The sequence below is a fragment of the Micromonospora sp. NPDC018662 genome (genome assembly GCF_044391475.1).
In the GTDB taxonomy this organism is placed as follows: domain Bacteria; phylum Actinomycetota; class Actinomycetes; order Mycobacteriales; family Micromonosporaceae; genus Micromonospora.
Map to the genome: position 1 here is coordinate 226,918 of NZ_JBISAC010000001.1, position 24,679 is coordinate 251,596.

Annotated in this window: 25 protein-coding genes and 1 tRNA gene; 14 read left to right on the top strand and 12 right to left on the bottom strand. The window is 73.1% G+C overall.

Translation table 11 applies throughout. From position 1 onward, the window contains the following. Positions 1 to 7 precede the first annotated feature (7 nt). Complete coding sequence (locus ACH495_RS01105) at positions 8 to 502, bottom strand: MarR family winged helix-turn-helix transcriptional regulator (RefSeq protein WP_396855748.1); 495 nt, start codon at positions 500 to 502, stop codon at positions 8 to 10. A 101-nt stretch (positions 503 to 603) separates the two neighbouring features. Between ACH495_RS01105 and ACH495_RS01110 the strand changes: the two genes are divergently transcribed. Next, entirely contained in the window at positions 604 to 1,185 is a 582-nt protein-coding gene (locus ACH495_RS01110; protein ID WP_107158171.1) for a YceI family protein, read from the top strand. 285 nt (positions 1,186 to 1,470) lie between these two features. Continuing rightward, on the top strand, positions 1,471 to 2,949 hold the full coding sequence (locus tag ACH495_RS01115; RefSeq protein WP_396855749.1) for a glutamate--cysteine ligase: 1,479 nt from the start codon (positions 1,471 to 1,473) through the stop codon (positions 2,947 to 2,949). Positions 2,950 to 3,164: 215 nt separating this feature from the next. Here ACH495_RS01115 and ACH495_RS01120 read toward each other — a convergent pair whose 3' ends face one another. Further along, positions 3,165 to 4,460, bottom strand: a complete 1,296-nt coding sequence (locus ACH495_RS01120) for a hypothetical protein (protein ID WP_396855750.1) — start codon at positions 4,458 to 4,460, stop codon at positions 3,165 to 3,167. A 93-nt stretch (positions 4,461 to 4,553) separates the two neighbouring features. Here ACH495_RS01120 and ACH495_RS01125 point away from each other — a divergent pair, with 93 nt between their 5' ends. Both ACH495_RS01125 and ACH495_RS01130 read left to right on the top strand, forming a co-directional pair. Continuing rightward, on the top strand, positions 4,554 to 5,255 hold the full coding sequence (locus ACH495_RS01125) for a PASTA domain-containing protein (RefSeq protein ID WP_396855751.1): 702 nt from the start codon (positions 4,554 to 4,556) through the stop codon (positions 5,253 to 5,255). 100 nt (positions 5,256 to 5,355) lie between these two features. After that, a complete protein-coding gene (locus tag ACH495_RS01130; RefSeq protein WP_396855752.1) occupies positions 5,356 to 6,114 on the top strand; it encodes a PASTA domain-containing protein in 759 nt (252 codons plus the stop codon). Positions 6,115 to 6,121: 7 nt separating this feature from the next. On the opposite strand, the gene ACH495_RS01135 is transcribed toward ACH495_RS01130, so the two are convergent. Further along, positions 6,122 to 6,577: a hypothetical protein gene (locus ACH495_RS01135; RefSeq protein WP_396855753.1), complete on the bottom strand. Its 456-nt coding sequence runs from the start codon at positions 6,575 to 6,577 to the stop codon at positions 6,122 to 6,124. Positions 6,578 to 6,679: 102 nt separating this feature from the next. Then, on the bottom strand, positions 6,680 to 6,967 hold the full coding sequence (locus ACH495_RS01140) for a hypothetical protein (protein ID WP_396855754.1): 288 nt from the start codon (positions 6,965 to 6,967) through the stop codon (positions 6,680 to 6,682). Positions 6,968 to 7,562: 595 nt separating this feature from the next. On the opposite strand from ACH495_RS01140, the gene ACH495_RS01145 reads away from it, so the two are divergent. From ACH495_RS01145 to ACH495_RS01155, 3 genes are all read left to right on the top strand, one after another. Continuing rightward, positions 7,563 to 8,444, top strand: a complete 882-nt coding sequence (locus ACH495_RS01145) for a helix-turn-helix domain-containing protein (RefSeq protein ID WP_396855755.1) — start codon at positions 7,563 to 7,565, stop codon at positions 8,442 to 8,444. Beyond that, the gene (locus tag ACH495_RS01150) at positions 8,414 to 8,635 is read left to right on the top strand and encodes a DUF397 domain-containing protein (protein WP_107158178.1); all 222 of its coding nucleotides are present in this window, start codon (positions 8,414 to 8,416) and stop codon (positions 8,633 to 8,635) included. The genes ACH495_RS01145 and ACH495_RS01150 overlap by 31 nt, the downstream gene beginning before the upstream one ends. 148 nt (positions 8,636 to 8,783) lie before the next feature. After that, complete coding sequence (locus tag ACH495_RS01155) at positions 8,784 to 9,188, top strand: hypothetical protein (protein WP_396855756.1); 405 nt, start codon at positions 8,784 to 8,786, stop codon at positions 9,186 to 9,188. Here ACH495_RS01155 and ACH495_RS01160 read toward each other — a convergent pair. The 4 genes from ACH495_RS01160 to ACH495_RS01175 form a co-directional block, all read right to left on the bottom strand. After that, the gene (locus ACH495_RS01160) at positions 9,156 to 9,758 is read right to left on the bottom strand and encodes a hypothetical protein (RefSeq protein WP_396855757.1); all 603 of its coding nucleotides are present in this window, start codon (positions 9,756 to 9,758) and stop codon (positions 9,156 to 9,158) included. The two genes, ACH495_RS01155 and ACH495_RS01160, sit on opposite strands and share 33 nt — an antisense overlap. Positions 9,759 to 9,847: 89 nt before the next feature. Further along, positions 9,848 to 10,654, bottom strand: coding sequence for a WecB/TagA/CpsF family glycosyltransferase (locus tag ACH495_RS01165; protein ID WP_396855758.1), 807 nt, complete (start codon positions 10,652 to 10,654; stop codon positions 9,848 to 9,850). Further along, the gene (locus tag ACH495_RS01170; RefSeq protein ID WP_396855759.1) at positions 10,651 to 11,760 is read right to left on the bottom strand and encodes an NAD-dependent epimerase/dehydratase family protein; all 1,110 of its coding nucleotides are present in this window, start codon (positions 11,758 to 11,760) and stop codon (positions 10,651 to 10,653) included. Before ACH495_RS01170 ends, ACH495_RS01165 begins: the two co-directional genes overlap by 4 nt. Before the next feature lie 71 nt (positions 11,761 to 11,831). Beyond that, positions 11,832 to 11,917, bottom strand: a tRNA-Leu gene (locus tag ACH495_RS01175). 209 nt (positions 11,918 to 12,126) lie between these two features. On the opposite strand from ACH495_RS01175, the gene ACH495_RS01180 reads away from it, so the two are divergent. The 7 genes from ACH495_RS01180 to pknB are packed head-to-tail and all read left to right on the top strand — an operon-like array spanning position 12,127 to position 21,071. Further along, complete coding sequence (locus tag ACH495_RS01180; protein WP_107158181.1) at positions 12,127 to 12,930, top strand: DUF3662 and FHA domain-containing protein; 804 nt, start codon at positions 12,127 to 12,129, stop codon at positions 12,928 to 12,930. A 6-nt stretch (positions 12,931 to 12,936) separates the two neighbouring features. Then, on the top strand, positions 12,937 to 13,431 hold the full coding sequence (locus ACH495_RS01185) for an FHA domain-containing protein (protein WP_181571056.1): 495 nt from the start codon (positions 12,937 to 12,939) through the stop codon (positions 13,429 to 13,431). Beyond that, complete coding sequence (locus ACH495_RS01190; RefSeq protein ID WP_396855760.1) at positions 13,428 to 14,873, top strand: PP2C family protein-serine/threonine phosphatase; 1,446 nt, start codon at positions 13,428 to 13,430, stop codon at positions 14,871 to 14,873. Before ACH495_RS01185 ends, ACH495_RS01190 begins: the two co-directional genes overlap by 4 nt. A 28-nt stretch (positions 14,874 to 14,901) precedes the next feature. Then, positions 14,902 to 16,392, top strand: a complete 1,491-nt coding sequence (locus ACH495_RS01195) for an FtsW/RodA/SpoVE family cell cycle protein (RefSeq protein WP_396855761.1) — start codon at positions 14,902 to 14,904, stop codon at positions 16,390 to 16,392. Beyond that, positions 16,389 to 17,894 carry a peptidoglycan D,D-transpeptidase FtsI family protein gene (locus ACH495_RS01200; protein ID WP_396855762.1) on the top strand — a complete coding sequence of 502 codons (1,506 nt, stop codon included), beginning with the start codon at positions 16,389 to 16,391 and terminating at the stop codon, positions 17,892 to 17,894. Before ACH495_RS01195 ends, ACH495_RS01200 begins: the two co-directional genes overlap by 4 nt. Before the next feature lies 1 nt (position 17,895). Beyond that, complete coding sequence (locus ACH495_RS01205) at positions 17,896 to 19,254, top strand: protein kinase (protein WP_396855763.1); 1,359 nt, start codon at positions 17,896 to 17,898, stop codon at positions 19,252 to 19,254. After that, positions 19,251 to 21,071 carry a Stk1 family PASTA domain-containing Ser/Thr kinase gene (pknB, locus tag ACH495_RS01210; protein WP_396855764.1) on the top strand — a complete coding sequence of 607 codons (1,821 nt, stop codon included), beginning with the start codon at positions 19,251 to 19,253 and terminating at the stop codon, positions 21,069 to 21,071. The genes ACH495_RS01205 and pknB overlap by 4 nt, the downstream gene beginning before the upstream one ends. A gap of 63 nt (positions 21,072 to 21,134) precedes the next feature. On the opposite strand, the gene ACH495_RS01215 is transcribed toward pknB, so the two are convergent. From ACH495_RS01215 to ACH495_RS01230, 4 genes are read right to left on the bottom strand one after another with little or no spacing between them, the layout of a single operon-like run. Further along, entirely contained in the window at positions 21,135 to 21,785 is a 651-nt protein-coding gene (locus ACH495_RS01215; protein ID WP_396855765.1) for an aminodeoxychorismate/anthranilate synthase component II, read from the bottom strand. Positions 21,786 to 21,790: 5 nt separating this feature from the next. Next, positions 21,791 to 22,075, bottom strand: a complete 285-nt coding sequence (locus ACH495_RS01220) for a hypothetical protein (protein WP_396855766.1) — start codon at positions 22,073 to 22,075, stop codon at positions 21,791 to 21,793. A 3-nt stretch (positions 22,076 to 22,078) separates the two neighbouring features. Continuing rightward, entirely contained in the window at positions 22,079 to 23,845 is a 1,767-nt protein-coding gene (locus ACH495_RS01225; RefSeq protein ID WP_396855767.1) for a class E sortase, read from the bottom strand. Next, on the bottom strand, positions 23,842 to 24,648 hold the full coding sequence (locus tag ACH495_RS01230; RefSeq protein ID WP_396855768.1) for a DUF881 domain-containing protein: 807 nt from the start codon (positions 24,646 to 24,648) through the stop codon (positions 23,842 to 23,844). The genes ACH495_RS01225 and ACH495_RS01230 overlap by 4 nt, the downstream gene beginning before the upstream one ends. Positions 24,649 to 24,679: the final 31 nt, after the last annotated feature.

Consider the following 24,679-nt stretch of genomic DNA (forward strand, 5'->3'; position numbering starts at 1 on the left):
GTCGGGCTCAGCAGGTGGTGTTCCCGGCCGGCTCGGTGCTGCCGGCCGTGGCACCCGGGTGGACCGCGTCCCGGACCCGACGCAGCCCGTCCAGCAGCCCGTCGAGCTGGGTCGGTTCGAGCTGGCCGGTGAACCACTGCTCGATGATCTTCAGGTGCCCGGGCAGGATCTCGTCCAGCCGGGCCAGGCCGGCGGCGGTCACCACCGCGAACGAGCTGCGCCGGTCGGAGGGGCAGGCCCGGCGGCGGATCAGGCCGTCGCGCTCCATCCGGTCCACCACCCGGGTCACCCCGCTGGTGGAGAGCGACGTCTGGGCCGCGAGGTCGGTCATCCGTAGCTGGTTGTTGGGGGAACGGGCGAGCCGGGTGAGCACCTCGAACTCGACCGGGGAGAGCCCGTGCTCCTCGAACTGGGCGGCGAACCTGGCGGAGAGCCCGGCGTGCGCCTCCACGAGCAGGCCGACGGCGGTGATCCGGGGGTCGTCGAACACGTTCTGATCCACGTCACCATCCTAGCAACACTTGACACCGGGAATATTGCTGTGGCTATAGTTGCTTAGTCAGCCGTTGGGCTACTAAACAATCTTCTCCGGAGGAGCGCATCATGACCAGCAGCACCGAGGCGACTACCCGCGACTGGGAGGGTCTCACCATCCCCGCCCCCGGCACGTACCTCCTGGACGCCGCGCACAAGCGCGTCGGCTTCGTCGCGCGGCACATGATGGTCAGCAAGGTACGCGGTGAGTTCGCCGACGCCACCGCCACCATCACCGTCACCGACGACCCGCTGCAGTCCTCGGTCACGGCCAGCATCCAGGCCGCCAGCATCAACACCGCGCAGGCCGACCGGGACGGGCACCTGCGCAGCCCGGAGTTCCTCGACGCCGAGCAGTTCCCGACGCTGGAGTTCCGCAGCACCGGCGTGAAGTCCCGCGAGGGCAACGAGTTCGTGCTCGCCGGCGAGCTGACCGTCAAGGGCGTGACCCGTCCGGTCGACCTCCAGGTCGAGTTCGAGGGCGTCGGCCGCAGCCCGTTCGGGCAGGACATCTTCGGCTTCTCCGCGCACACCGAGATCGACCGCGAGGACTTCGGCCTCACCTGGAACGTCGCGCTGGAGACCGGCGGCGTCCTGGTCGGCCGCAAGGTCAAGATCGAGATCGAGGGCGAGGCCATCCGCCAGGGCTGACCCTCGCCAGGCCACGGGCCCGCACCGTCCCCGGACGGCGCGGGCCCGTTCCCGTTCCCATCCCGCCGCTGCGGGGGTCGGGGTGGGCGCCGGCGCGGTGCGGTGCGGATTGTCACGTGTTGTTCGCTGGTTAACGGCGCTGGGCGAGGTGACGGCGGGGTACAGGTGCAGACCAGCGTCCGGCCCGCGGTTCGCGGGCCGGACGCTCTTACGCACATCACGTGAATGGTTCACAATGCGTTGCGGAACGCCAACGGTTCCGTCGCACCGGCGCCGGGAGGACACATGGGCAGGGACGTCGAGCAGGGCGCCTTCTCCCGCGAGGATCGGGTCCGCTACCGGCAGAAGGTCCGGCGATGCCTGGACGTCTTCGCGCTGATGCTGGACGACTTCGGCTTCGACGCCGACCGACCGATGACCGGGCTGGAGATCGAGCTGAACCTGGTCGACGCCGCCGCCGAACCGGCCATGCGGAACGACCAGATCCTGGCCGACATCGCCGACCCGCTCTTCCAGACCGAGCTGGGGCAGTTCAACCTCGAACTCAACGCCTCGCCCCGGCTCATCGAGGGCACCGGTTTCACCGACTACGAGCAGGACCTGCGCAGCAGCCTCGGCCGCGCCGACGAGCGGGCCGCCAAGTCCGACGCCGCCATCGTGATGGTCGGCATCCTGCCCACCCTGACCGAGCGGCACCTGGTCGCGGACAACCTCTCCACCGACGAGCGCTACCGGGTGCTCAACGACCAGATCGTCGGCGCCCGCGGCGAGGACATCGAGCTGGACATCAACGGCGTCGAGCGGCTGCGTACGCACACCGACTCGATCGCACCGGAGGCCGCCTGCACCAGCCTCCAGTTCCACCTCCAGGTCGCGCCGGACAGCTTCGCCGACCACTGGAACGCCTCCCAGGCCATCGCCGGCGTGCAGGTCGCGGTCGGCGCCAACTCGCCGTTCCTCTACGGCCGGCAGCTCTGGGCGGAGACCCGGATCGCGCTCTTCGAGCAGGCCACCGACACCCGGCCCGACGAGCTGAAGGCCCAGGGCGTACGCCCCCGGGTCTGGTTCGGTGAACGCTGGATCACCTCGATCTTCGACCTGTTCGAGGAGAACGTCCGCTACTTCCCGCCGCTGCTGCCGATCTGCGAGGAGGAGGACCCGGTCGAGGTGCTGCACGCCGGCGGCGTGCCCAAGCTCGGCGAGCTGCGGCTGCACAACGGCACCGTCTACCGCTGGAACCGGCCGGTCTACGACATCATGAACGACCGCCCGCACCTGCGGGTGGAGAACCGGGTGTTGCCCGCCGGTCCGACCGTGGTGGACATGCTCGCCAACGCCGCGCTCTACTTCGGCCTCGCCCGCGGCCTCGCCGAGTCCGACCGTCCCATCTGGAGCCAGCTCACGTTCAGCTCGGCCGAGGAGAACTTCCACGCCGCCGCCCGGCGCGGCATCGACGCCGTGCTGCACTGGCCCAAGCTCGGCGACGTGCCGGTCACCACGCTCGTCCTCGACACGCTGCTGCCGGTGGCCGCCCAGGGGCTGGACCGGTTCGGCGTCACCCCGACCGAGCGGGACCGCCTCCTCGGCGTGATCGAGGGACGCTGCCGTACCGGCCGCAACGGCGCGGTCTGGCAGACCGAGACGGTGTGGGCGGCCGAGCGGCACCGGGGCATGGACCGGAAGGCCGCGCTGCACCACATGGTCCAGCGCTACGCCGAGTTGCAGCGCACCAACGAGCCCGTCCACACCTGGCCCGTCGACTGATCGACGGCCGGCCCGGCTGGTAGCTCACCCACTCGGGCGTGTCGCCGTCCCGGGAAGAGGTCGCCCCGGAGCGGTATACCTCTTAGGCATAATTATGCCTAAGAGGTATACCGCTTCAAGGCGGTGTCTTCCCGTGCGGACCTGACTGGGCGTGTCGCCGGTTCGTCGGCGTGGTGCCGGCCCGGGGGTCGGCCGAAGGTCGGAGCCGGGGCGGATCAGCGGGCGCGGCGGCGCGTCTTCGGTTCGACGGCCGGCGACGACGGCCCGGGCTGTGGCCCAGCCGGAGCCCGCTCGGTGCCCGGCTCGCCCGTGCCCGGCTCGTCGTCGCGACTGCCGGCCGGGTCGTCCGGCGGCACGACCTCGGGCTGCCGCTGCTGTGGCACCGCCCGGCCACGACGATCGGCGCCGGTCCGGGCGGCGCGACCCGGCGACCCGGGCCGCTCACCGGCGAGGCCGGGCGACACGTTCGGCTTCTCCACGGTCATCGGCGGCGAACCGAGGTCGGCCTCCCTGGCCGGCTCGGAGCCCGAGGTGCTCTCCCGCTCCGGATCGACGGACCTCTGCGGCGTAGGCCCGGCCGGCTCCGCCGTGTCGGGACCGGCCGTAGTAGGCGTCGCGCCGCTCGGCGCGGTGGCCCGACGGTCGGCGCGCTGGGCCAGCGCGGCCATCAGCATCGAGCCGCCCACGCCGGCGATCACCGCGTACGGGGCGATCAGGTGGGCCGACAACTGCTCGGCGGCGATTCCGGCCAGCCGCGGCACGGCCAGCAGGTACGCCAGCGCGACCAGCAGCGGACCGGCCGCACCGGAGGCGGCCGCGCCGACCCGCACCTCCGGGGCCCGGGTCGCGCGCCGGGCGGCCAGCACTCCGATCACCAGCGCGGAGACCAGCGAGAGCAGCGCACCCGGCCAGTAGAAGTAGTCACGGATCCAGAACCGGGCGCTGTCCGCGCTGATCTGCCAGATGCCGAGTTGGGCGGTGGTCAGGCCCCGGCCGGAGAGCACTCCGTCGACCACCGACACCACGGCGAGCAGCCAGAGCCAGCCGGTGGTGGCGATCAGGTTGGTGGCGGCGGCGCGGGTGTGCAGCGCCCAGGTCGCCAGCAGTACGCCGAGCACCAGCCCCGCACCCGCGTACGCGGCGGCGACGGTCTGCGGTGCGGTGGTGTCCGGGACCCGGGCGGCCCGGGCCGGCACCGCCACCAGCAGCACGGTGACCAGCGCACCGACACCGGCGGCGAGGGCGAGCCCGAGCCTTGGCAGAAGGCCCGCCGGCTCGTCCCCGCCGCCGCGCAGGCGTTGGGCGCAGACCGCGCCGGCGATGACCGAGGTGGCGGCGATCCAGGTGGCCCAGGCGAGGCTCGCCACCCAGGCCGACTCGACGCGTACGGTGCCGGTGGGCGCCCAGTTGATGATGCCGAGCCCATAGCCGAAGCCGAGCTGCGCGGCGCCCGCGCCGGCAGCGACGCCGAGCGCGGCGGCGGTCGATCCTCCCCAGCCCCGTCTGGCCATGCCGGGCAGCGTAGCGTCCCGAGGTCGGCCCGGCGAGTCGTGGCAGCGGCCGGCCGGGCGCGGGTGGCTTGGCGGCACCGGTTACGGTCGCCGATGACTGAGGCGGGGGACGCGATGACGGACGAGCAGCAGCCGGTACGCGACGAGACCGGCCCGGACCGGACCCGGCTGCTCGTCGGCGGCGGACTGGCGGCGGTCCTGCTGGCCGTGATCGGGGCCAGCGGTGGCTGGATCCTGGCCGGCGAGCCGGACCGGCCGACCGCCTCGTCGGAGGCCGCGTCGCCGCCGGCCGTCCCGTCGTCCGTCCCGACCGGGGCGAGTCCCACGGCGGGCCGGACCGGCGAGGACCGCCCGACCGGCACGCGCTCGCGTACGCCGGCCGGGCTCACCGTGCCGGAGCTGGTGGGCACCGATTTCGTGCGGGCCCGGCAGGAGTTGCGGGACCGCCGGCTCGGCTGGCGGCTGGTGTTCGGGAGCGGCTCGGGACGGGCCGTTGAGCGCACCTCACCCGGGCCGGGGGCGCCGGTGAGGCGGGGTGTCACGGTCACCGTCTGGGTCGCCGGGCCGGCACCCGAGGTCACCGTGCCCGACGTGGGCGCCGAGTCCTGCTCCGACGCCGCCGACGAGCTGGTGGAGGCGGGGCTCTATCCCCGTTACCGCACCGGTCGCCAGGGGCCGGTCACCGGGCAGGACCCGGTCGCCGGGGGCCTCGCCCACTGGAACGATCAGGTGTCGTTGACCTGTGGGAACGAGCCGTCCGGCACGCCGTCCGGCAGCCCGTCGCCGACGCCCTGACGCCGGCCGGCGCGCTGATCCCGGCCGGCGTGGCCGGGGCCCGCTACCGTGGACGTTCGAGGGCCCGTGCCCCGTTCCCGGTGCGGGAAGGACGTGTGTCATGAGCGACGACCGTCAGGAACCACCCGCGGATGACGCGGACGCCACCCGGGCGCTGCCGCGGAACGCGGCCGGAGCCGGTGCGGACGCGGATGCCACCCGGGCGCTGCCCGCCGGGGCGCCCCGGCCTCTCGACGCCACCAGCCGGCAGGAGCCGGTCGGGGGCGCGGCCTGGTCCGGCCGGGCCGGGGTGCCGCCGCCACGGCCGGCGGGCTATCCGGAGCCGGGCGCCGAGTGGTACGGCGACGAGCAGGCCGGGCGCCGTTGGTGGATGCCGATCCTGCTGGGCGTCCTGGCCCTGATCCTGATCGGGCTGATCGCGGCCGGGGTGTGGCTGGCGTTGCGGGCCGCGGACCGTGACTCCGGTCCGGGAACGCCGTCGGCCGCGCCCAGCGTGTCCGTGCCGGCCAGTGCCACCTCGGCCAGTGCCACACCGACCAGCGCGGCGCCGTCCAGTTCCCCGCCGAGCACGCCGCCGACCACGGCGGCGGAGGTGCCGATGCCGCCGCTGGTCGGGCTCCCGGAGTCGGCCGCCCGGTTGGTGCTGGACCGGCTGGGCGTGGACTACCGCGTGCAGCGCCGGTCGTCGGACCGGCCGGCCGGAACGGTGATCGCCACGGATCCGGAGGCCGGTTACTCGGTCGGTGCGGGCGAGCGGGTCACGCTCGTGGTGGCCGCCTCCGCCGCGCCCACCACCGGCGCGCCGACGACCGGTTCGACCACTCCGGGTTCCGCACCGGCCACCACCGCCACGCCCTGACGTTCACTCACCACTGTCTGCGGCGGGTGCCGACCAGGCCGAGCCCGGCCAGCGAGATGGCGAGACCGAGCAGGCCGGAGTAGAGCAGCGGCCGGCTGAGGTCCGCCGATCCGGTGGGGCGGTCGGCCAGCGTGTCCTCGCCGGCCCCGCCGCCCGCACCGGACGGGGGCGACACGTCGGTCCCGTCCGCCGCCGACGGCTGCTCGACCTCGGCCGGCTCGTCCTCGGCGGGTTCGTTCGCGGCCGGCTCGTCCCCGGCCGGTCCGGCGGTCGGCCGGGCGTCCGCGCCGGCCACGGTGATCTCCGGAGCCGGCACGGGTACGGCCAGTTGCTCGGTGGCGGAGAAGGCCGGGTGACGGACCACGAGGGCGAGCGCGGTCGCGAATCCGAGGAAGACGAAGAGCCCGAGGGCATAGCCGGTGCGGGACCGGTGGTGCCGTCGCGCGGCGGGCAGATTGACCATGACCATCCCTGGTTCAGGGTCCGTGGCGCGCGGGTGGAACGTGCCGGGGTGGGCGTACCGATTCTATGGCGGCGGCACGCCCACCGGCCGGAAATCGTGAGGTCAGCCCACCCGGACCGGGGTCCGGACGACCGGCCGGCGGGCCGGCCGGACGGTGTGCTGCCGGGGGACCGGCGCGGCCTGGATCTGCCGCAGCCCCTCCTGCTGTACGAAGATCGACCGCCGGTTGACCGCGTCCCCCGCCGCGTTCAACTCGTAGCCGTCGAGCCAGAGCCAACCGTCGTAGGCCGGCCAGTCGAGCACCCGGATCATCCGGAACATGATCGGTCGGAAGAACTGGACACTCGCCGCGCGCGTCACGTGCAGTACGTCACCGGAGCGGGGAAGCACATGGGCTCCTGGGAGGGTTCGGCCGGCGCGGGGCCGGCGAGGTTGAACGGGTCGGTACGGTCCGGTGACGGGGGGTCTACCTCGTGGACCGGCGGTCGGTCGGTGCTGGTCGGGCCGTACCCACGGTGGCGAGCCGCCACCCGACCATCACCCGGCTGCTCCCGGTTACCGCTCCCGCCGCCGCAGCCAAACTGGCGTGCAGCGGTGGGGTCTTCTTTCCGGGGCAGGTCGCACGGCACGGGACGGCTCGCCTCCGGTCGTCCCGCGCATCGTGGTGTCACCACGCGCGGAGATCAAGCGAAGACGGTGAGTAACCCGTGCCATACGCACAGAGTGCATCAGCGACGTGCGTCATGCAAGTTGCACGTCGACTTTTGCCGATAGGTGAGCGGGACACGTGAACGGGACGCTTGAAGCCTTCGGTGCCGGGCCGGCACACTGGACGCCGGTTTCGCCCGTCGCGGCCGGTCGACGACCGGCACCACCCCTGCCGCGAACGCTTGCCCGCCGTTCGCCGGTCGCGCCCACGGCGGGTGTGGAACCGGGCGCGACCGACCGGAGGTAGCGGGGTGACTGTGAGTCCTGGGGCCGCGTCGTGAGCGAACGGCGTAGCCCGACCATCCGTCGGCGCCGACTCGGCGCCGAGCTCCGCCGGCAACGGGAAGCCGCCGGCATCACCATCGAAGTGGTCGCCGAGCAGTTGGAGTGCTCGGCGTCCAAGGTCTCCCGGATCGAGACCGGGCACACCACCGCGACACCCCGCGACGTGCGGGACATGCTCCGCATCTACGGGGTGGTCGGCGCGGAGAGCGACGAGCTGGTGCAGATCGCCCGCGAGGCCCGGCAGAAGGGGTGGTGGCACCCGTACAGCACCGTGCTGGTCGGCGCGTACGTCGGCCTGGAGGCCGCGGCCAGCCAGATCCGGGCGTACGAGCAGCAGGTCGTGCCCGGCCTGCTGGAGACCGAGGAGTACGCCGGGGCGATGATCCGCGCCGCCCGTCCGGACTTCACCGCCGACCAGATCGACCAACGGGTGCGTGTCCGATTGGGCCGGCAGTCGTTGTTGACCCAGGACGATCCGGTCGATCTGTGGGTGGTGCTCGATGAGGCGGTGCTGAGCCGGCCGGTTGGCGGCGACGCGGTGATGCGTGGCCAGCTCGAGCGGCTGGTGGAGGTGGCCCAACTGCCGAACGTGACGGTGCAGGTCCTCCCTTTCGAGGTGGGGGCACACGCCGGTATGGACGGCACCTTCACGATCCTCAGCTTTCCCGAACCGAGTGATCCCGATGTCGTGTACGCGGAGAACGCCACGGGTGGGCTCTTCCTGGAGAAGAGCGACGAGCTTCAGAGGTACAGCTTCATCTTCGATCACATTCGAGCAGCGGCCATTCGACCGGAGGAGTCCGTCGCACACATCGCGAGACTGGCAGAGGAGCCGCTGTGGAAATGGCGACCAAGGAGTTCCCCGTGGACCTGACGCAGGCGACGTGGTTCAAGAGCTCGAAGAGTGGGCCGAACTGCGACAACTGCGTGGAGGTCGCGTACGTGACCGGGGCGGTCGGCGTCCGGGACTCGAAGGACAAGGCGGGCCCCGCCCTGGTCTTCGCCCCGGGTGACTGGCACGCATTCGTCGCCCGGGCCAGGGGCGGAGCCTTCGGCCAAAGCTGATCGAACCCCTGAGGAACGGTCCCGCCCGCCAACGTCGCCGGGCGGGGCCGCCTTCGTCCACGGTCACCGACGCCGGACACCCGTCGCCTGTTCCGTTCCGCCTCGTTGAACCGCACGGATCGGCAACCGAACGAGGTAGGCGAGACGGATGACGACGATCGGTTCAGAGAACCTCACCAACGGCCCGGGCAAGCCCGAGCGGTTCGGTGGCAAGTACCGCGGGGCCCGCCGGGACACCGTCCTGACCGAGGTGGTCTCCACCGACGGCGAGGACCTCACCGGCCGGGACGCCGGCGCGCCGGAGCCGCCCGCCCCGCCGCTCTCCCTGCCGTCGCTCGACCCGAACCCGCTGACCGAGCCGTCGTTCCCGCCCAGCGGGTGGCCGGTGGAGCAGCAGGAGTCCCTGGTGGACCATCCGCTGCTGCGCGGCCTGCTGCTGGAGTTGCCGCCCAAGGGCAGCGTGCCGCCGCCCGGCTGGCTGGACCGCTGGTTCGAGGCGACCCGGGCGATCCTGGAACTGCTATACGTGCAGGGCGCCGGCCGGACGCGTTGACCCCGCCGTCGCCCGGGGCATCGCCCGTTCGGCGAGCCGGTTGTGCCGCAGCGCGTGGCGTACCCCGATGGCGGACACGCCGAGCACCGCGACGGTGAGCGCCGGGCCGGCCACGCCCGGCGCGGCGAACAGGTCGAGCCCGGCGGCCGACAGCACCGCCACCAGCACCGCGAGCGCGGTCGCCTGGATTGGAAGCGCGATCAGCGGGTGCGCGGCGGCGGCCCGCAACCCGTGCGGGGCCGGGGTTCCCGGCGCCGCGGCGAAGGCGCCCGCGCCGGCCCGCAGCCGCCGGAGCCGGCGTACCGTGCAGACCGCGACGAGCGTCGCCGGGGCCGCCGCGACCGTGAGCCCGGCGGCGGCCCGGTCGAGCGCCGTGTCGCCGGCACTCTGCAGGCCCGCGGCGAGGACCGCCGCGGTGAGCGTGAGGCCGGTCAGCACCAGGGCGGACAACCATCCGGTACGCCGGCGCAGCGCGCGGGCGCGGTCCAGCCCGGGCAGGCCCTCCGCGACCAGGCCGGCGGCCAGCCAGACGGCGGCGACGGGGAGCAGCAGGGCGAGACGGTCATCCATGGGCCCAGCCTTGCCCAGTTCGACGTCGGCCGAATCCGGGACGGCACCCCGGTCGACCCGGAACGTTCTCCCGTAGGGGTCCGGCCGGGTCAGACGTCGAAGGTGGACGGACGCCCGGTGGCCGGCGCCGGCGGGGTGGCCTTCCACAGGCCGGTCTTCTGCGCCGCGAGGCGGGCCAGGTAGGCCGGGTTGAGGATGACGTAGCGGCGCCAGAGCCGCTTCGGCTCCAGGCCGAGCCGCCAGAACCACTCCAGCCCGGCGCGCTGCATCCACGGCGGCGGGTTGCGCAGCAGGCCGGCGTGGTAGTCGAACGCCGCGCCGACGGCCATCAGCGGCATGTCCAGCAGCGGTCGCATGGCGTACGCGAAGACCTCCTGCCGGGGGCAGCCCAGCCCGACCAGGACGAGGCGCGCGCCGCTGCTCCGGATCCGGTCGGCGATCTCGGCGTCCTCGCCCGGGTGGACCGCCCGGAACTTGGACGGCTCGACGCCGGCGATCTTCAGCGCGGGGAACTTGCGCTCCAGCGCCGGGATCAGCCGGGACAGCGTCTCCTCGGTGGAGCCGTAGAGGTAGACCGGCAGCCCCTCGTCGGCGAACCGGGCGAGCACCCGCAGGGTCAGCTCCGGCCCGTAGACGCGGTCGGTGAGGCCGGCGCCGTGCAGCAGGTTGAGCGCCCACCGCACCGGCTGGCCGTCCGGGGTGACCACGTCGAACGCGTTGAGCCGGGCGTTGTGCGCCGGGTCGAGCACCCCGGTCATCACGCCGTGCACGGCCAGCGCGGTCAGCGCCAGTGGCCGGCGCTCGCGGGCGGCGTCGACCACCGCCTCGGTGGCCCGTCCGTAGTCGGTCGCGTCGACGCCGACGCCGAGCACGTTGCGCTTCGTGCCGCCGCTCATGCCTTCGGCACCCACTTGTCGGCGTTCGCCTCGTAGATCTCCCGGAGGATCATCGGCACGTCGTAGGTGATCTTCCAGGCCGGGTAGTGCTCCTCGAACCGGGCCATGCTGCTGACGTACCACTGGTGGTCGCCGGTGCGGGCCTGCTCGACGTAGTTGATCCGGGCCTCGCGGCCGGTGATCTCCTGGGCGACCCGGAACGCCTCGATGTGCGAGGTGTTGGAGTGTCGGCCGCCACCGAGGTTGTAGACCTGGGCGGAGCGCGGCTCGCGGAAGAACGCCTCGAACGCGGTGAGCACGTCGTGGGAGTGGATCGCGTCCCGGACCATCTTCCCCTTGTAGCCGAAGAGGTTGTACGTCCGGCCCTCCATCACGCACCGCATCAGGTACGCCAGGAAGCCGTGCAGCTCGGCGGCGGAGTGCGCCGGGCCGGTCAGCGTGCCGCCCCGGAAACAGGCGGTCCTCATGCCGAAGTACCGGCCGTACTCCTGGACCATCACGTCCGAGGCCACCTTCGAGGCGCCGAAGATCGAGTGCAGCGACTCGTCGATCGACATGTCCTCGGTGATGCCGCCGTACCAGTGGTGGTCCTCGGGCAGCTCGTAGCGGGTCTCCAGCTCGATCAGCGGGAGCGTGTTCGGCCGGTCGCCGTAGACCTTGTTGGTGGAACAGTGGATGAACGGCGCGTCGATGGCGTGCCGCCGGGTGTTCTCCAACACGTTGAGCGTGCCGCCGGCGTTCACGTCGAAGTCGGTGTACGGCTCCTTGGCGGCCCAGTCGTGGCTCGGCTGGGCGGCGCTGTGGATCACCACGGCGATGTCCCGGCCGTACCGCGTGAAGACCCGCTCCAGGCCGTCCCGGTCCCGGATGTCCACCGCGTGGTGGGTGTACGCGGCGCCGAGGTCGGCGGCGAGCCGGTCGAGGCTCCACGCTGTCGAGCCGTCCTCGCCGAAGAAGTACCGCCGCATGTCGTTGTCGATGCCGACCACGTCGAGACCGAGGCCGGCGAAGTGCCGGGCCGCCTCGGAGCCGATCAGACCGCCGGAACCGGTCACCAACGCGACACTCACACGCCACTCCTGGTCCATGGGAGGCAGGGAAACCATCGGAGCATAGCGTGACGTCCGGTACGCCCCGATACGGCGCGAGGGCCCCGCAGCCTGCGGAGCCCTCGTTGTGGTGGGGATGGGGGGAGTTGAACCCCCACGTCCTTTCGGACACACGGACCTGAACCGTGCGCGTCTGCCATTCCGCCACATCCCCGTGGCACGACCCGGAACACCATATCGCATCCCTCGCCCGCCATCTGCGGCGGGTGCCGGGACATACTACGCTGTCCACTGGTCACGCCACGAACGATCACCGCTCGTGGCGGGCGAAACTGTAGCACGCTCGCGGGCCTGGTCACGAACGGGTCGACGGTAGCCGGCCGAGCGGCGTGTGAGCTGCGGAGGCGGTGTCCGGATACCATCATTGCCTCGGGACCCGAGGAGGAGCCGGTGAGCGTGCTGCAACGCTTCGAGAAGCGTCTGGAAGGCCTGGTCGAAGGGGCCTTCGCCAAGGTCTTCAAAGGGGTGGTCCACCCCGTGGAGATCCTCAACGCCATGCAGCGGGAGGCCGAGGCGCACAAGGCGATCCTGGCCGGTGGGCGCACGTTGGTGCCCAACCGCTACGTGATCGATCTCTCGCCGTACGACCACAGTCGGCTGGCGCCGTACGCCGCCGCGCTGGCCCAGGAGCTGGCCCAGTCGCAGGCGGAGTTCATCGGCGAGCAGGCCTGGACGGTCTACGGCGACGTGATCGTCGAGGTCGAACGTGGTGAGGGGCTGGACACCGGCATGTTCCGGGTCACCGCCGAGGTCTACACCGGCGGCGACGTCGCCCCGGTCTCCGCGCCGGGCGGCTACGACCAGGGCGGCTACGACGCCGGCCCGGCGTACCCGGCCTACGACCAGGGTGGCGGCTACGGCCCGCCGCCCGGCCACGGCGGCGGCCGCAACGTCCGCCTGGTCTCCGGCGACGGGCGCACCTACCCGCTCCAGATGGGCTCGACCGTGATCGGCCGTGGCGACCAGGCCAACCTGCGCCTGCCCGACGTCGGCATCTCCCGGCGCCACGCCCGGCTGGACTTCGACGGCGGCCAGGTCGTGCTGACCGACCTCGGCTCCACCAACGGCACGATGGTGAACGGGCAGCGGGTCTCGGCGGTCGCCCTCAACCCGGGCGACATGATCCAGCTCGGCACCACGACGCTGACCTTCCGCGTGGACGGCTGATCCCCGTTGCCGGAGCTCGTCATCACCGTTGCCCGGTTCGGGTTCCTCATCCTGCTGTGGATCTTCGTCTTCACGGTGGTCGGAGTGATCCGCCGGGACCTCTTCGCGGGGGCCCGGTCGGGTCGGCTGGTCGCCGCGCCACGCGGGGTCGGCGCGTCGACCAACCAGCCCGCCCCGCCCGGTAAGCCGGCGAAGGCCAAGCGGGGTCGCGCCGCCCACCAGATGGTGGTCACCGCCGGTCAACTCGCCGGCACCCGGATCACGCTCGGGGAGGCCCAGATCACCATCGGTCGGGCGGAGGACTCGACGCTGGTGATCACCGACGACTACGCCTCGGCGCGACACGCCCGGCTGGTTCCCCGTGACGGGCAGTGGTACGTCGAGGACCTCGGATCGACTAACGGCACCTACCTGGATCGCGCTAAGGTCACCGGACCAACCCCCGTCCCCCTCGGCGTGCCGATCCGGATCGGCCGCACTTCCCTCGAATTACGGCCATGACTCTGACCCTGCGCTATGCGGCCCACAGTGACCGCGGTCTGATCCGAGACGGTAATCAGGATTCCGTCTACGCCGGACCGCGGCTGCTCGCCGTTGCCGACGGCATGGGCGGCATGGCCGCCGGTGACGTCGCCAGCAACATCGTCATCGGTGCCATGGCGCCCCTCGACGAGGACGTCCCCGGTGACGCCCTGGTCGACGCGCTCCGATCCGCCGTCGGCACCGCCAACCAGCAACTCCGCGACACCGTGGACGCCAACCCGCAGCTGGAGGGGATGGGCACGACGCTCACCGCGACCCTCTTCTCCGGCAGCAAGCTCGGCATGGTCCACATCGGTGACTCGCGGGCCTACCTCCTGCGCAACGGCGAGTTCGCGCAGATCACCAAGGACGACACCTACGTCCAGATGCTCGTCGACGAGGGCCGGATCAGCGCGGAGGAGGCGAGCAGCCACCCCCAGCGCTCGCTGCTCACCCGCGCGCTCGACGGTCGCGACATCGACCCGGAATACAGCGTCCGCCAGGTGCTGCCCGGCGACCGCTACCTGATCTGCTCGGACGGTCTCTCCGGCGTGGTCAGCGCGGACACCATCGGCGACACCCTGCGGGAGTACCCCGACCCGCAGCAGTGCGTGGAGCGCCTGGTGCAGCTCGCGCTGCGCGGCGGCGGGCCGGACAACATCACGGTGATCATCGCCGACGCGACCGACCAGGACATCGTCGAGGCGTCCCCGATCGTCGGCGGCGCCGCCGCCCGGGACCGGGGCATGGCGACGTCGGCCGACGACTCCACCCCGGCGGCCCGCGCCTCGGCGCTGTCCGCGCCCCGGGCGCCCGCGCCCGAGGAGCCGGCCGACGACCGCGACGACGAGCCCGAGCCGCGCCGGCGACGGCCGCTGCGGACCGTGGCGATGGCGCTCGCGCTGGCGGTCATCGTCGCCGGTGGCCTCTTCGGCGGCTGGACGTACACCCAGCGGCAGTACTACGTCGGCGCCACCGACGACGGCCAGCTCGCGGTCTTCCGCGGGGTGCCCGGCCAGGTCGCCGGGCTCGACCTGTCGGACGTGCACGCCCGCAGCGAGTCCCGGCTCGACGACCTGACCCTGGCGGCCCAGGAGCGGGTGAAGCAGGGCATCCAGGCCAAGAGCGAGCCGGACGCCGAGCGCCGGCTGGCGGAGCTGACCAGCGACGACCCGGCCAACCCGAACCTCAAGCCGCTCTGCCCGCCCGGCTCGGCGCCCGGCACCGTGCCGGCCACGCCCAGCCCGACGCCGGTGGCGACCGCCGGAGCGCTGTCCCCGGCGGTCACCGGCAGTGCCGTGCCGCCGACCCCGCCGCCCGGCACGCCGACGCCCACGCCGACGTTGACCATCACGCCCGACGCCGTACCCTCCGACACCGTTCCGCCGGCCGATCCCGCCGGTTGCCGGTCGCCGGAGTGAGCGCCGGCTCGATCCCGAGGACTCATCCGTGACCGCAGCCGCCGCACCGGCCGCCTCGCCCGCCTCGACGGGCGAGCAGTCCGGCGTACGCCTGGCCCGGTCCCGGCGTAACGCCGAGCTGTCCCTGCTCCTGCTCGCCATGGTGTTGGTGGCGGCATACTCGGCGATGATCGAGGCGAAGGCGCTGGACACCATCACGCCGGACTTCTGGGTCCCGGCGGCCGCGCTGGGGCTGGTCTTCCTGGGCCTGCACCTGGTGATCCGGTGGCTCGCGCCGTTCGCCGATCCGGCGCTGCTGCCGGCGGTGGCCCTGCTCAACGGCATCGGGGTCGGCTTCCTGCGCCGCTACGACCTGGCCCAGGCCGCGCCGGCGGAGCGGGCCGACCTGGCCATCTTCGCCGGCACCGGTGGTCGGCAACTGGCCTGGACGCTGGCCGCGGTGGTGCTCGCCGCCGGGCTGCTGGCGATCCTGCGCGACCACCGCTCACTCTCGCGGTACGCGTACACGCTGGGGCTGGCCGGCATCGTGCTGGTGATGATCCCGGCGGTGCTGCCCGGCCGGTTCTCCGAGATCAACGGCGCGAAGCTGTGGATTCGGGTCGGCGGGTTCCAGATCCAGCCGGGTGAGTTCGCCAAGCTCGCCCTGCTCACCTTCTTCGCCTACTACCTGGTGCGTAAGCGGGAGGTGCTCTCGCTGGCCAGCCGGCGGGTGCTCGGCATCGACTTCCCGCGCGGGCGCGACCTCGGGCCGGTCCTCGTGGTCTGGATGGTCAGCATCCTGGTGCTGGTCTTCGAGAAGGACCTGGGCACCTCGCTGCTCTACTTCGGCATGTTCGTGGTGACGCTCTACGTCGCCACCGAGCGGGTGAGCTGGCTGCTCATCGGTCTGATCCTGTTCTTCGGCGGCGCCTACCTGGCCTACCTGCTGGGCAGCACCGTGGGTGGCCCGTTCGCCAACTTCTACGACCGGGCGCAGATCTGGCTCGACCCGTTCGCCGAGCCCTACGACCGCGGCTACCAGCTCGTCCAGGGCCTGCTCACGCTCGGCACCGGTGGTCTCTTCGGGGCCGGGCCGGGCGGTGGCCAGCCGACGCTGCTGCCCGAGGTGCAGACCGACTTCATCTTCGCCGGCATCGGTGAGGAGATCGGCCTGTTCGGCCTCTCCGCGCTGCTGGTGATCTATCTGCTGATCGTCGAGCGGGGCCTGCGGGCCGCGCTGGCGGTGCGCGACTCGTTCGGCAAGCTGCTCGCCGGCGGCCTGGCGTTCACGCTCGGCCTCCAGGTCTTCGTCATCGTCGGTGGCATCAGCAAGCTGATCCCGCTGACCGGTCAGACCACCCCGTTCCTGTCCGCCGGTGGCTCCTCGCTGATGGCGAACTGGCTGCTGATCGCCGTGCTGCTGCGGGTCTCCGACGGTGCCCGCCGGCCGGTCACCGGCGGTCGCGGCCCCGCGGCCCGGCCCGCCGGCGGCCCGCCCGACCAGCTGCACGGTGCTCCCACGGAGGTGATCCGGCCGTGAACGCACCCCTGCGCCGCGTCGGTGTGGTCGTGATGATCCTGTTCGGGTTGCTCTTCGCGAACCTGAACTGGATCCAGGCCTACAAGGCCGACGAATACCGCACCAGCGACTACAACGGCCGGGTCCAGGTCGCCGAGTACGACCGCAAGCGCGGCAACATCGAGGTCGGCGGCACCGCGTACGCGCTCAGCAAGGAGACCGGCGGGGAGCTGAAGTACCTGCGCACCTACCCCCAGGGGGAGATGTACGCGCACGTGCTCGGCTGGAAGCCGGTGAACGGAAGCGCGAGCGGCATCGAGCGGGTGGAGAACGACTTCCTCGCCGGCACCAGCGACGCGCTCATCGCCAGCCGCATCAAGGACATGTTCACCGGTGACGAGACCGGTGGCGGCAACGTGCTGCTGACCCTCTCCAAGCGGGCCCAGGAGACGGCGTTCAAGCAGCTCAACGACAACCAGGTCGGGGCGAAGAAGGGCGCGGCGATCGCGATCGACCCGCGTACCGGCGCGGTGCAGGCGCTGGTCTCCATGCCGAGCTTCGACCCGAACCCGCTGGCCAGCCACTCCAGCACGGAGGCCGACCGGGCCTACAACGCGCTGGAGAAGGACAAGGACCGGCCGCTGGCCAACCGCGCGCTTTCCGAGGTGCTGCCGCCCGGCTCCACCTTCAAGGTCGTCATGGCCGCGGCGGCGCTGGAGAACGGCATCGGCCAGCAGACCCAGATCCCGGCCGGTTCGAGCTACACCGCGCCGGGTGCCGGCGTGCCGATCAAGAACGCCGCGCCCTCGATCTGCCCGGAGTCCCAGGTGACGCTGCGGGACGCGGTGACCGAGTCCTGCAACACCGGCTTCGCGCAGCTCGGCGTGCGGCTCGGCGCGGACAAGGTCAAGGAGAAGGCGAAGCAGTTCGGCTTCGAGCAGGAGGACCTCACGGTCGGCCAGAACGGTGACGGCGGTCTCCCGGTCGCGGCCAGCCGTACCGGCGAGATGCAGAACCCGGACGGCAGCACCGACCAGGCCGCGCTGGCGCAGTCGTCGATCGGCCAGAACAACGTGCGGATGACGCCGTTGCAGGGCGCGCTGATCGCCGCCGCGGTGGCCAACGGCGGCAGCCAGATGCGCCCGTACCTGGTGAAGCAGCTGCTCGGGCCGGACCGCACCACGGTCTACGACGCGGCCAAGCCGCGCGAGCTGCGCCGCCCGGTCAGCAGCCAGGTCTCGGCCGACCTGCGCTCGATGATGCAGAACGTGGTGAAGGAGGGCACCGGTCGCCGGGCCGCCATCGACGGGTACGTGGTCGGTGGCAAGACCGGCACCGCGCAGTCCGGCCCGAACACGCCGGACCACGGCTGGTTCATCGGCTTCGCGCTGGACAAGGACGGCACGCCGCTCTCCGCCGTCTGCGTGGAGCTGGAGCAGGCCGGCAGCGGCGGCAGCTCGGAGGCGGCCCGGATCGCCGGCCGGATCATGGCGGCCGCCATCGCGGACTCCGGGAGGCGCTGACGTGCTGAGCCCGGGGGTGCAGCTCGGCAACCGCTACCGTCTCGACGAGCGGATCGCCAGCGGTGGCATGGGTGACGTCTGGCGCGGCACCGACCAGGTGCTGGGCCGGACGGTCGCGGTCAAGAGCCTGCTGCCCGCCCTGCTCGACGAGCCGGGCTTCGCCGAGCGGTTCCGGGGCGAGGCACGGACCATGGCCACCATCAACCACCCGGGCGTGGTCGACGTCTACGACTTCGGCAGCGACCAGCAGATCGCGTTCCTGGTGATGGAATACGTCGAGGGCGACGCGCTCTCCGCCACGCTCGGCCGGGTCGGCCGGCTCACGCCCGCCCGCACCATGGCGTTGCTGGCCCAGGCCGCCGACGCGTTGCACGCCGCGCACGAGAAGGGCATCGTGCACCGCGATGTGAAGCCGGGCAACCTGCTGGTCCGGCCGAACGGCACGCTGGTGCTCACCGACTTCGGCATCGCCCGGTCGGAGCTGGTCGGCCAGCTCACCGCCGCCGGCTCGGTGCTCGGCACCGCCTCCTACATCTCGCCCGAGCAGGCCACCGGCGCGGTCGCCACCCCCGCCTCGGACGTGTACGCGCTCGGCGTGGTCGCCTACCAGTGCCTGGCCGGCCGGCGGCCGTTCGAGGGGGACAACCCGCTCGAGATCGCCATGAAACACGTGCGGGACGCCCCCCGCGCGCTCCCCGGTGACATCCCGCCGCAGGTGCGGGCGATCGTCGAGCGGGCCATGGCGAAGGACCCGGCGGCCCGCTGGTCCAGCGCTGCCGCGCTGGCCGGTGTCGCCCGGCAGGCCAAGCTCGCGCTCTCCCAGCAGGCGCGCGGCGGGCGGCCGATCTCCGGCGTACCGGCCTCGCCGGCCGCGCCGACCGCGCGGGCGCAGGTGCCGAACGCCGCGCCCCGCCCGCAGCCCCGGCCACCTGTGGTGCCGGCCCGCCCACCGGTGGCGCCGCGCCCGACCATGGTCGCGCATCCCGCCCCGCAGGCCCGCCCACCGGTGGGTCCGCGCGGCGCGGCACCCGTCCCGCACCCCCGGCCCCCGCACAACCCCCTGGGGTACGCTCGCCCGCCCGTCGCGGCCCCGCCGCCGGCGCCCCGCCGCTCGCGGTCCGGGCTCTGGACGACCGCCATCCTGGTGGCGGTGCTGGTCATCCTCTGCTCGGGCGTGATCTCGTTCTGGTACCGGAAGTACGGTTCGGCCGCCCCCGGTCCGGCGAGTGTGAGCGTGACCTCCGGCGCGGTGCGCGCGTACGGGGGCGACTATCCGGTCCGCACGTCGTACCGTCGTGAGGTACGCCTCCAGCCGGCCGGCGGCGGTTCGACGACGAGCGAAGGACGAGAGACGCGATGACAGCGCAGGCCCGCCTGCTCGGTGGCAGGTACCAGGTCGGCGAGCTGCTCGGCTACGGCGGCATGGCGGAGGTGCACCGAGGTCGCGATCTCCGGCTCGGGCGGGACGTCGCGATCAAGATGCTTCGTGCCGACCTGGCCCGCGACGCGACGTTCCAGATGCGGTTCCGCCGCGAGGCGCAGAACGCCGCCTCGCTCAACCACCCGGCCATCGTCGCCGTCTACGACACCGGCGAGGAGACCGCCCCGACCGGCGAGACACTGCCGTTCATCGTGATGGAGTTCGTCAACGGGCGGACCCTGAAGGAGGTCCTCGGCGTCGAGGGGCGGCTCCAGCCGCGCCGGGCGCTGGAGATCTGCGCCGACATGTGCGCGGCGCTGGAGTTCAGCCACCGGCACGGGATCATCCACCGGGACATCAAGCCCGGCAACGTGATGCTCACCCAGACCGGCCAGGTCAAGGTGATGGACTTCGGCATCGCCCGGGCGCTGGCCAGCGGCGCCACCACCATGACGCAGACCAGCGCGGTCATCGGCACGGCGCAATATCTCTCCCCGGAGCAGGCGCGCGGCGAGGCGGTCGACGCCCGCTCCGACGTCTACGCGGCCGGCTGCGTGCTGTTCGAGCTGCTCTGCGGGCACCCGCCGTTCGTCGGGGACAGCCCGGTCAGCGTCGCCTACCAGCACGTCCGGGAGCAGCCGCCGACGCCGAGCACGATCAACCCGGACGTCAACCCCGCGGTCGACGCCATCGTGCTCAAGGCGCTCTCCAAGAACCCGCTCAACCGCTACCAGAGCGCCGGCGAGATGCGGGCGGACCTGCTCCGCGCCGCCGCCGGTCGGCCGGTGCTGGCCACCCCGGTGATGCCGGCCGAGGAGACCATGCCGATGGCGGCCGCCGCGGGCGGCTACCAGGCGGCTCAGCAGACCCAGATGATGGGCCCGCAGACCCGCCAGCAGCCGCCGGCCCGGGTCGGGGACCCGCGCAAGCGCCGGAGTTCCTCGTGGGTCATCGCCACGTTCGCCGCGCTCGGCGTGCTCGCGGTGATCGCGTTGGGCACCGCGCTCTGGCTCAACCAGGCCGGCACCGAGAAGGTCTCCGTCCCGCAGCTCGGCGACCGCACCCAGGCCGACGCGCAGGCCGCGCTGACCCGGGCCGGGCTTCGCTACGTCCCTGGCACTCCGGTGCAGAACGCGGAGTGCAAGGAGGGCACGGTGGTGGGGCAGAGCCCCGGGCCGGGCCTCCGGGTGGACAAGAACACCCCCGTCACGGTCCAGATCTGCACCGGCCCGGGCGAGGTCACCATCCCGCAGAGCCTGGTGGGCGGCACCTACACCAGCGTGAAGGCGCAACTGGAGGGGCTGGGGCTCACCGTCGACCGCAAGGACGTCAACGACAGCGCTCCGGAGGGTCAGGTCACGAAGGTGACGCCCAAGGAGGGCAGCTCGGTGCCGCCGAAGACCAAGGTGACGCTCGAGGTCTCCAAGGGCAACGTCAGTGAGGTGCCGGACGTCAAGGGCTTCACCGAGGACCAGGCGAGGAAGCAGCTCACCGGTGCCGGCTACCGGGTCCGGGTGGTGGAAGGCGACGAGGTCGAGTCGGCCCAGGCGGGCAAGGTGAGCGGCCAGTCCCCGTCCGGGGGGAAGAAGCTGGCCAAGGGCGAGACCGTGACCATCGAGGTCGACGTGCCGCTGCCGGAGGAGTCCGAGAGCCCGTCGCCGAGCCCGACCCCCACCGCGTCGCCGAGCACACCGGGTGCCGGTGGTGGCGGCGGCTTCCCGATCCCGTCGATCCCGCCGACGCGCGGCAACGGCTGACCACTGACCGACTCGACGTGGCGGTGCCCCACCGGGGTGCCGCCGCGTGGCGTATCCGGATGGTCAGGTGGTGGCGAACGCGGCCCGGCGTCGCGCGTCGACCTCGGCGGCCAGTTCCGGGGCCCGCTCCAGCGCCTCCGGGTGGCCGCACGCGGCGAGCCAGTTCGCCAGCATGAGGTGACCACCCTCGGTCAGCACCGACTCGGGGTGGAACTGGACGCCCTCGATCGGCAGCGTACGGTGCCGCATCGCCATCACCACGCCGGAGCCGGTCCAGCCGGTGACCTCCAGCTCGTCGGGGAGCGTCTCGGGCAGCACGGCGAGCGAGTGGTAGCGGGTGGCGGTGAACGGGTCGGGCAGGCCGGCGAGCACACCGTCGCCGCGGTGGCGTACCTCGGAGGTCTTGCCGTGCAGCAACTCGGGCGCGCGGGTCACGGTCGCGCCGAACGCCTCGCCGATGGCCTGGTGGCCGAGGCAGACGCCGAAGAGCGGCAGCTTGCCGGCGTACTCGCGGATGACGTCCAGGCAGATGCCGGCGCGGTCCGGGCTGCCCGGACCGGGCGACAGCAGGACGCCGGCCGCACCGGCCCGGCCGACCGCGGCGACGTCGATCTCGTCGTTGCGGCGGACCTCGCAGTCCACGCCGAGCTGGCCGAGATATTGCACGAGGTTGAAGACGAACGAGTCGTAGTTGTCGATCACCAGGACGCGCATCGGGGTCACCTGTTCGGGGTGGAGGGCGGGGCGTTGTTCGTCTCGGTGCTGTAGGGGAGTTCCTCGTCCTCGGCGGGCCGCCCGGTCGGGTCGGTGAGCCCGCCGCCGGGGGCGTCGCCGGGTACGCCGGAGTCCTGCGTGACCTGCACGTCGTCGAAGGGCAGCAGCGGCTCCGCCCACGGGAAGACCACGAACCAGAGCAGGGCCACGGTGGCGGTGGCCAGCAGCACCGACCCGATCAGCTTGCCGGGCAGGCCCAGGGGCAGTTTCCGCCAGATCCACGCGTACACGGGTCAGCCCTCCAGCTCGGCCGGTCGGCCCGCCGACTTGGCCTGGGCGTGGTCGAAGCGGGCGTGGACGATCAGCCGCTGGTAGTTGTCGAACTTGGGGTTGCAGGTGGTCAGCGTGAGCAGCTTCTCGGTGGCCCGGCTGCCCGGCTTGCCCGGCACCGGCGCCACGACCTCGACCTGGGACGGCTTGACGATGCGCTGCTGGTAGACCCGGTAGACGAGCCACTCACCCTTGGTCTCGACCACGATGGTGTCGCCGGCGGTCAGCTCGTCCAGCCGCCAGAACGTGGATCGGATGCGGTGCCCGGCGACGGAGAAGTTGCCCACCTCGCCCGGCATGGCGCTGTCCGGGTAGTGGCCCGGGGCGTAGCGGATGTCGTCCGGGGTGACGCCCTCGACCACGACCCAGTGCTTGTCGAGCTTGGGGATGTAGAGGCCGGCGACCGGCTTGCCCTCGGCGGGCGGCTTCGGCTTCGTGCTCGGGCCGGGGGTCGGACCGACCGTCGGGTCCGCCGCCCACTCCTGGGCGAGCTGGCCGGTCAGGTCGTTCTGGTGGGCGTCGACGATGACCGACTTGCCCCAGATCTCGTAGCCGGCGAAGAGCAGCACCACCAGGCCGAACGTGATCAGCAGCTCGCCCGCGCCGCGGACGGCCGTGCGGAGGCGGGAGCCGGTGGTGGGACGCGTCAGCTCGGAGTAGACGCTGCGGTATCCCTCGCCGGTCTGTTCCGGCCGGAGCTGCACCACCCGCTCGCCGCGCCGGGGCCGGGGCGGCTCGGCGGGCGGCTCGCCGTCGCCGTCGCCGGGGTCCGGCACCGGGGGCACCGCGCCCATCAGGCCGGTGGCGTCCAGCCGTGGATCGGCCGGCCGGCGGGGCACGGCGGGCAGCACCGCGGTCGCGCCGGGGTCGGCCGGCGCGGTCGGGTCCGGGCCGCGGCCGGTCGGGCCGTCCGAGCGGGGTACGCCGGAGCGCCGCTCGGCTGCTCCGCCACGCCGCTCGGGCCGCTCTCCCACCGGGGCGATGACATCGGTCGGGGCGTCCCCCGGCGCGGCCGGTCGGACGCCGGGGGGCGCGTCGCCGCGCCGCCCGGGTTCGTGGCGATCCGGGCCGGTCCGGCGGTCGTAGCGGTCGTAGCGGTCACCGGTGTCCGGGCGGAAGGGCGCTCCGCGGCCGGGAAGGTCGGCCGGTCGGCCGGCGTCGGGCGGGCCGGCGAACCGTCGGGGGTCGGGGCCGGCCGGCGCAGCCGTGTGTCGGGCATCCGGTCCGGTCGGGTGGCGGCGGTCGGGGCCGGGTGGGCCGGCCGGGTGTCGGGTGTCCGGGCCGGCCGGGTGTCGGGTGTCCGGGCCGGCCGGGTGTCGAACGTCCGGCCCGGGTGTGCCGGCCGACGGGCGGGCGGCGGGCCTGTTCAGGTTCTCCGGCGGCCGGTGCGGTGGCCCGTCCGCGGGCCGGCCGGGCTGGCGGGCCGGCGGGTATCCCTCGGTGCGGGCGGTGGCGGCCGGCGGTCGACTCTGGTTGCCCGGGGTCGACGGTCGGGCCTGGGCGGCCGGCGGTCGGGTCTGGTTTCCGGGCCAGGGGGGCGGCGGCGGGGCGGCCGGGTGAGCGGGGCCGCGTCGCGCCGGGGCGGAGTGGGGCGGGCCGGCGTCCGGCCACGGCAGGTCGAGCGGCGCCGGAGCGGGTGCCGGGCGCTCCACCTTCCGGAGGAACGCGGTCGGCTCGTCCGGCCGGCTGCGTCGGCGGTCGTCGCGCTCCCGGGGGTCGTCGCCGGTCACCGGGGCACCGTCGCCGATTGCAGCGCGGTGGAGTCCTCGAACGCCGGCACCGTGACGGTGGAGATCTGCTCGCTGTAGCCGAGCTGATAGTGGTCGGCCACTTCCTTGAACACCCGGACTCCCTCAGAGGCGGCGAGCGCCCGCTGGAACTGTGCGGGATCGCCGATGGCCACGATCTTGAAAGGAGGGGAGTAAACCCGGCCGTGCAGCAGCAGGGTGTTACCGACGCAGCGTACCGCGCTGGTGCTGAGCACGCGGACGTTCATGATTGACATGGCTTCCGCGCCGCCGGCCCAGAGCGCGTTCACCACCGCCTGCACGTCGCCCTGGTGCACGACCAGGTCGTCGTTGCTGGCGCCCTTGGGCAGCGGCTGGCCGGGGCCCCAGTCGGCGTCGTTCAGCTCGATCGTGATCCCGGTGCCGGTGAGGGCGGTGAACCCGGCGGCCTGCCGGGTGGCGGCGGCCCGGTCCCGCTGCGTCTTCACCGGCCCGTCGGTGCCGGCCAGCGCCTCGGTCTGTTCCTCGACCTCGTCGCGCAGTCGGGCGGCCTTCGCCTCGCTGGCCGCGACCTGCTCGCGTCGGTCCTCGATCAGTTGGGTGAGCTGGGGCCGCCGGTCCTCGCGCAGCGGGGTGCCGCCGGCGGTGGTCGCGGTGGTGGTGAACAGCAGCCCAGCCGCAGCGGCGATCAGGGGTACGCCGATCGACCAGCCGGGGCGGCGCTGGCGTGCCCGCCGGGGCAGCAGACCGGCGACCGCGCGGCGAAGGACCTTCTGCCAGGAGGCGGCGCCGGACGTGTACTCCACCGGGCGTTCCCTTTCCCGTCGTCTCGTTCCG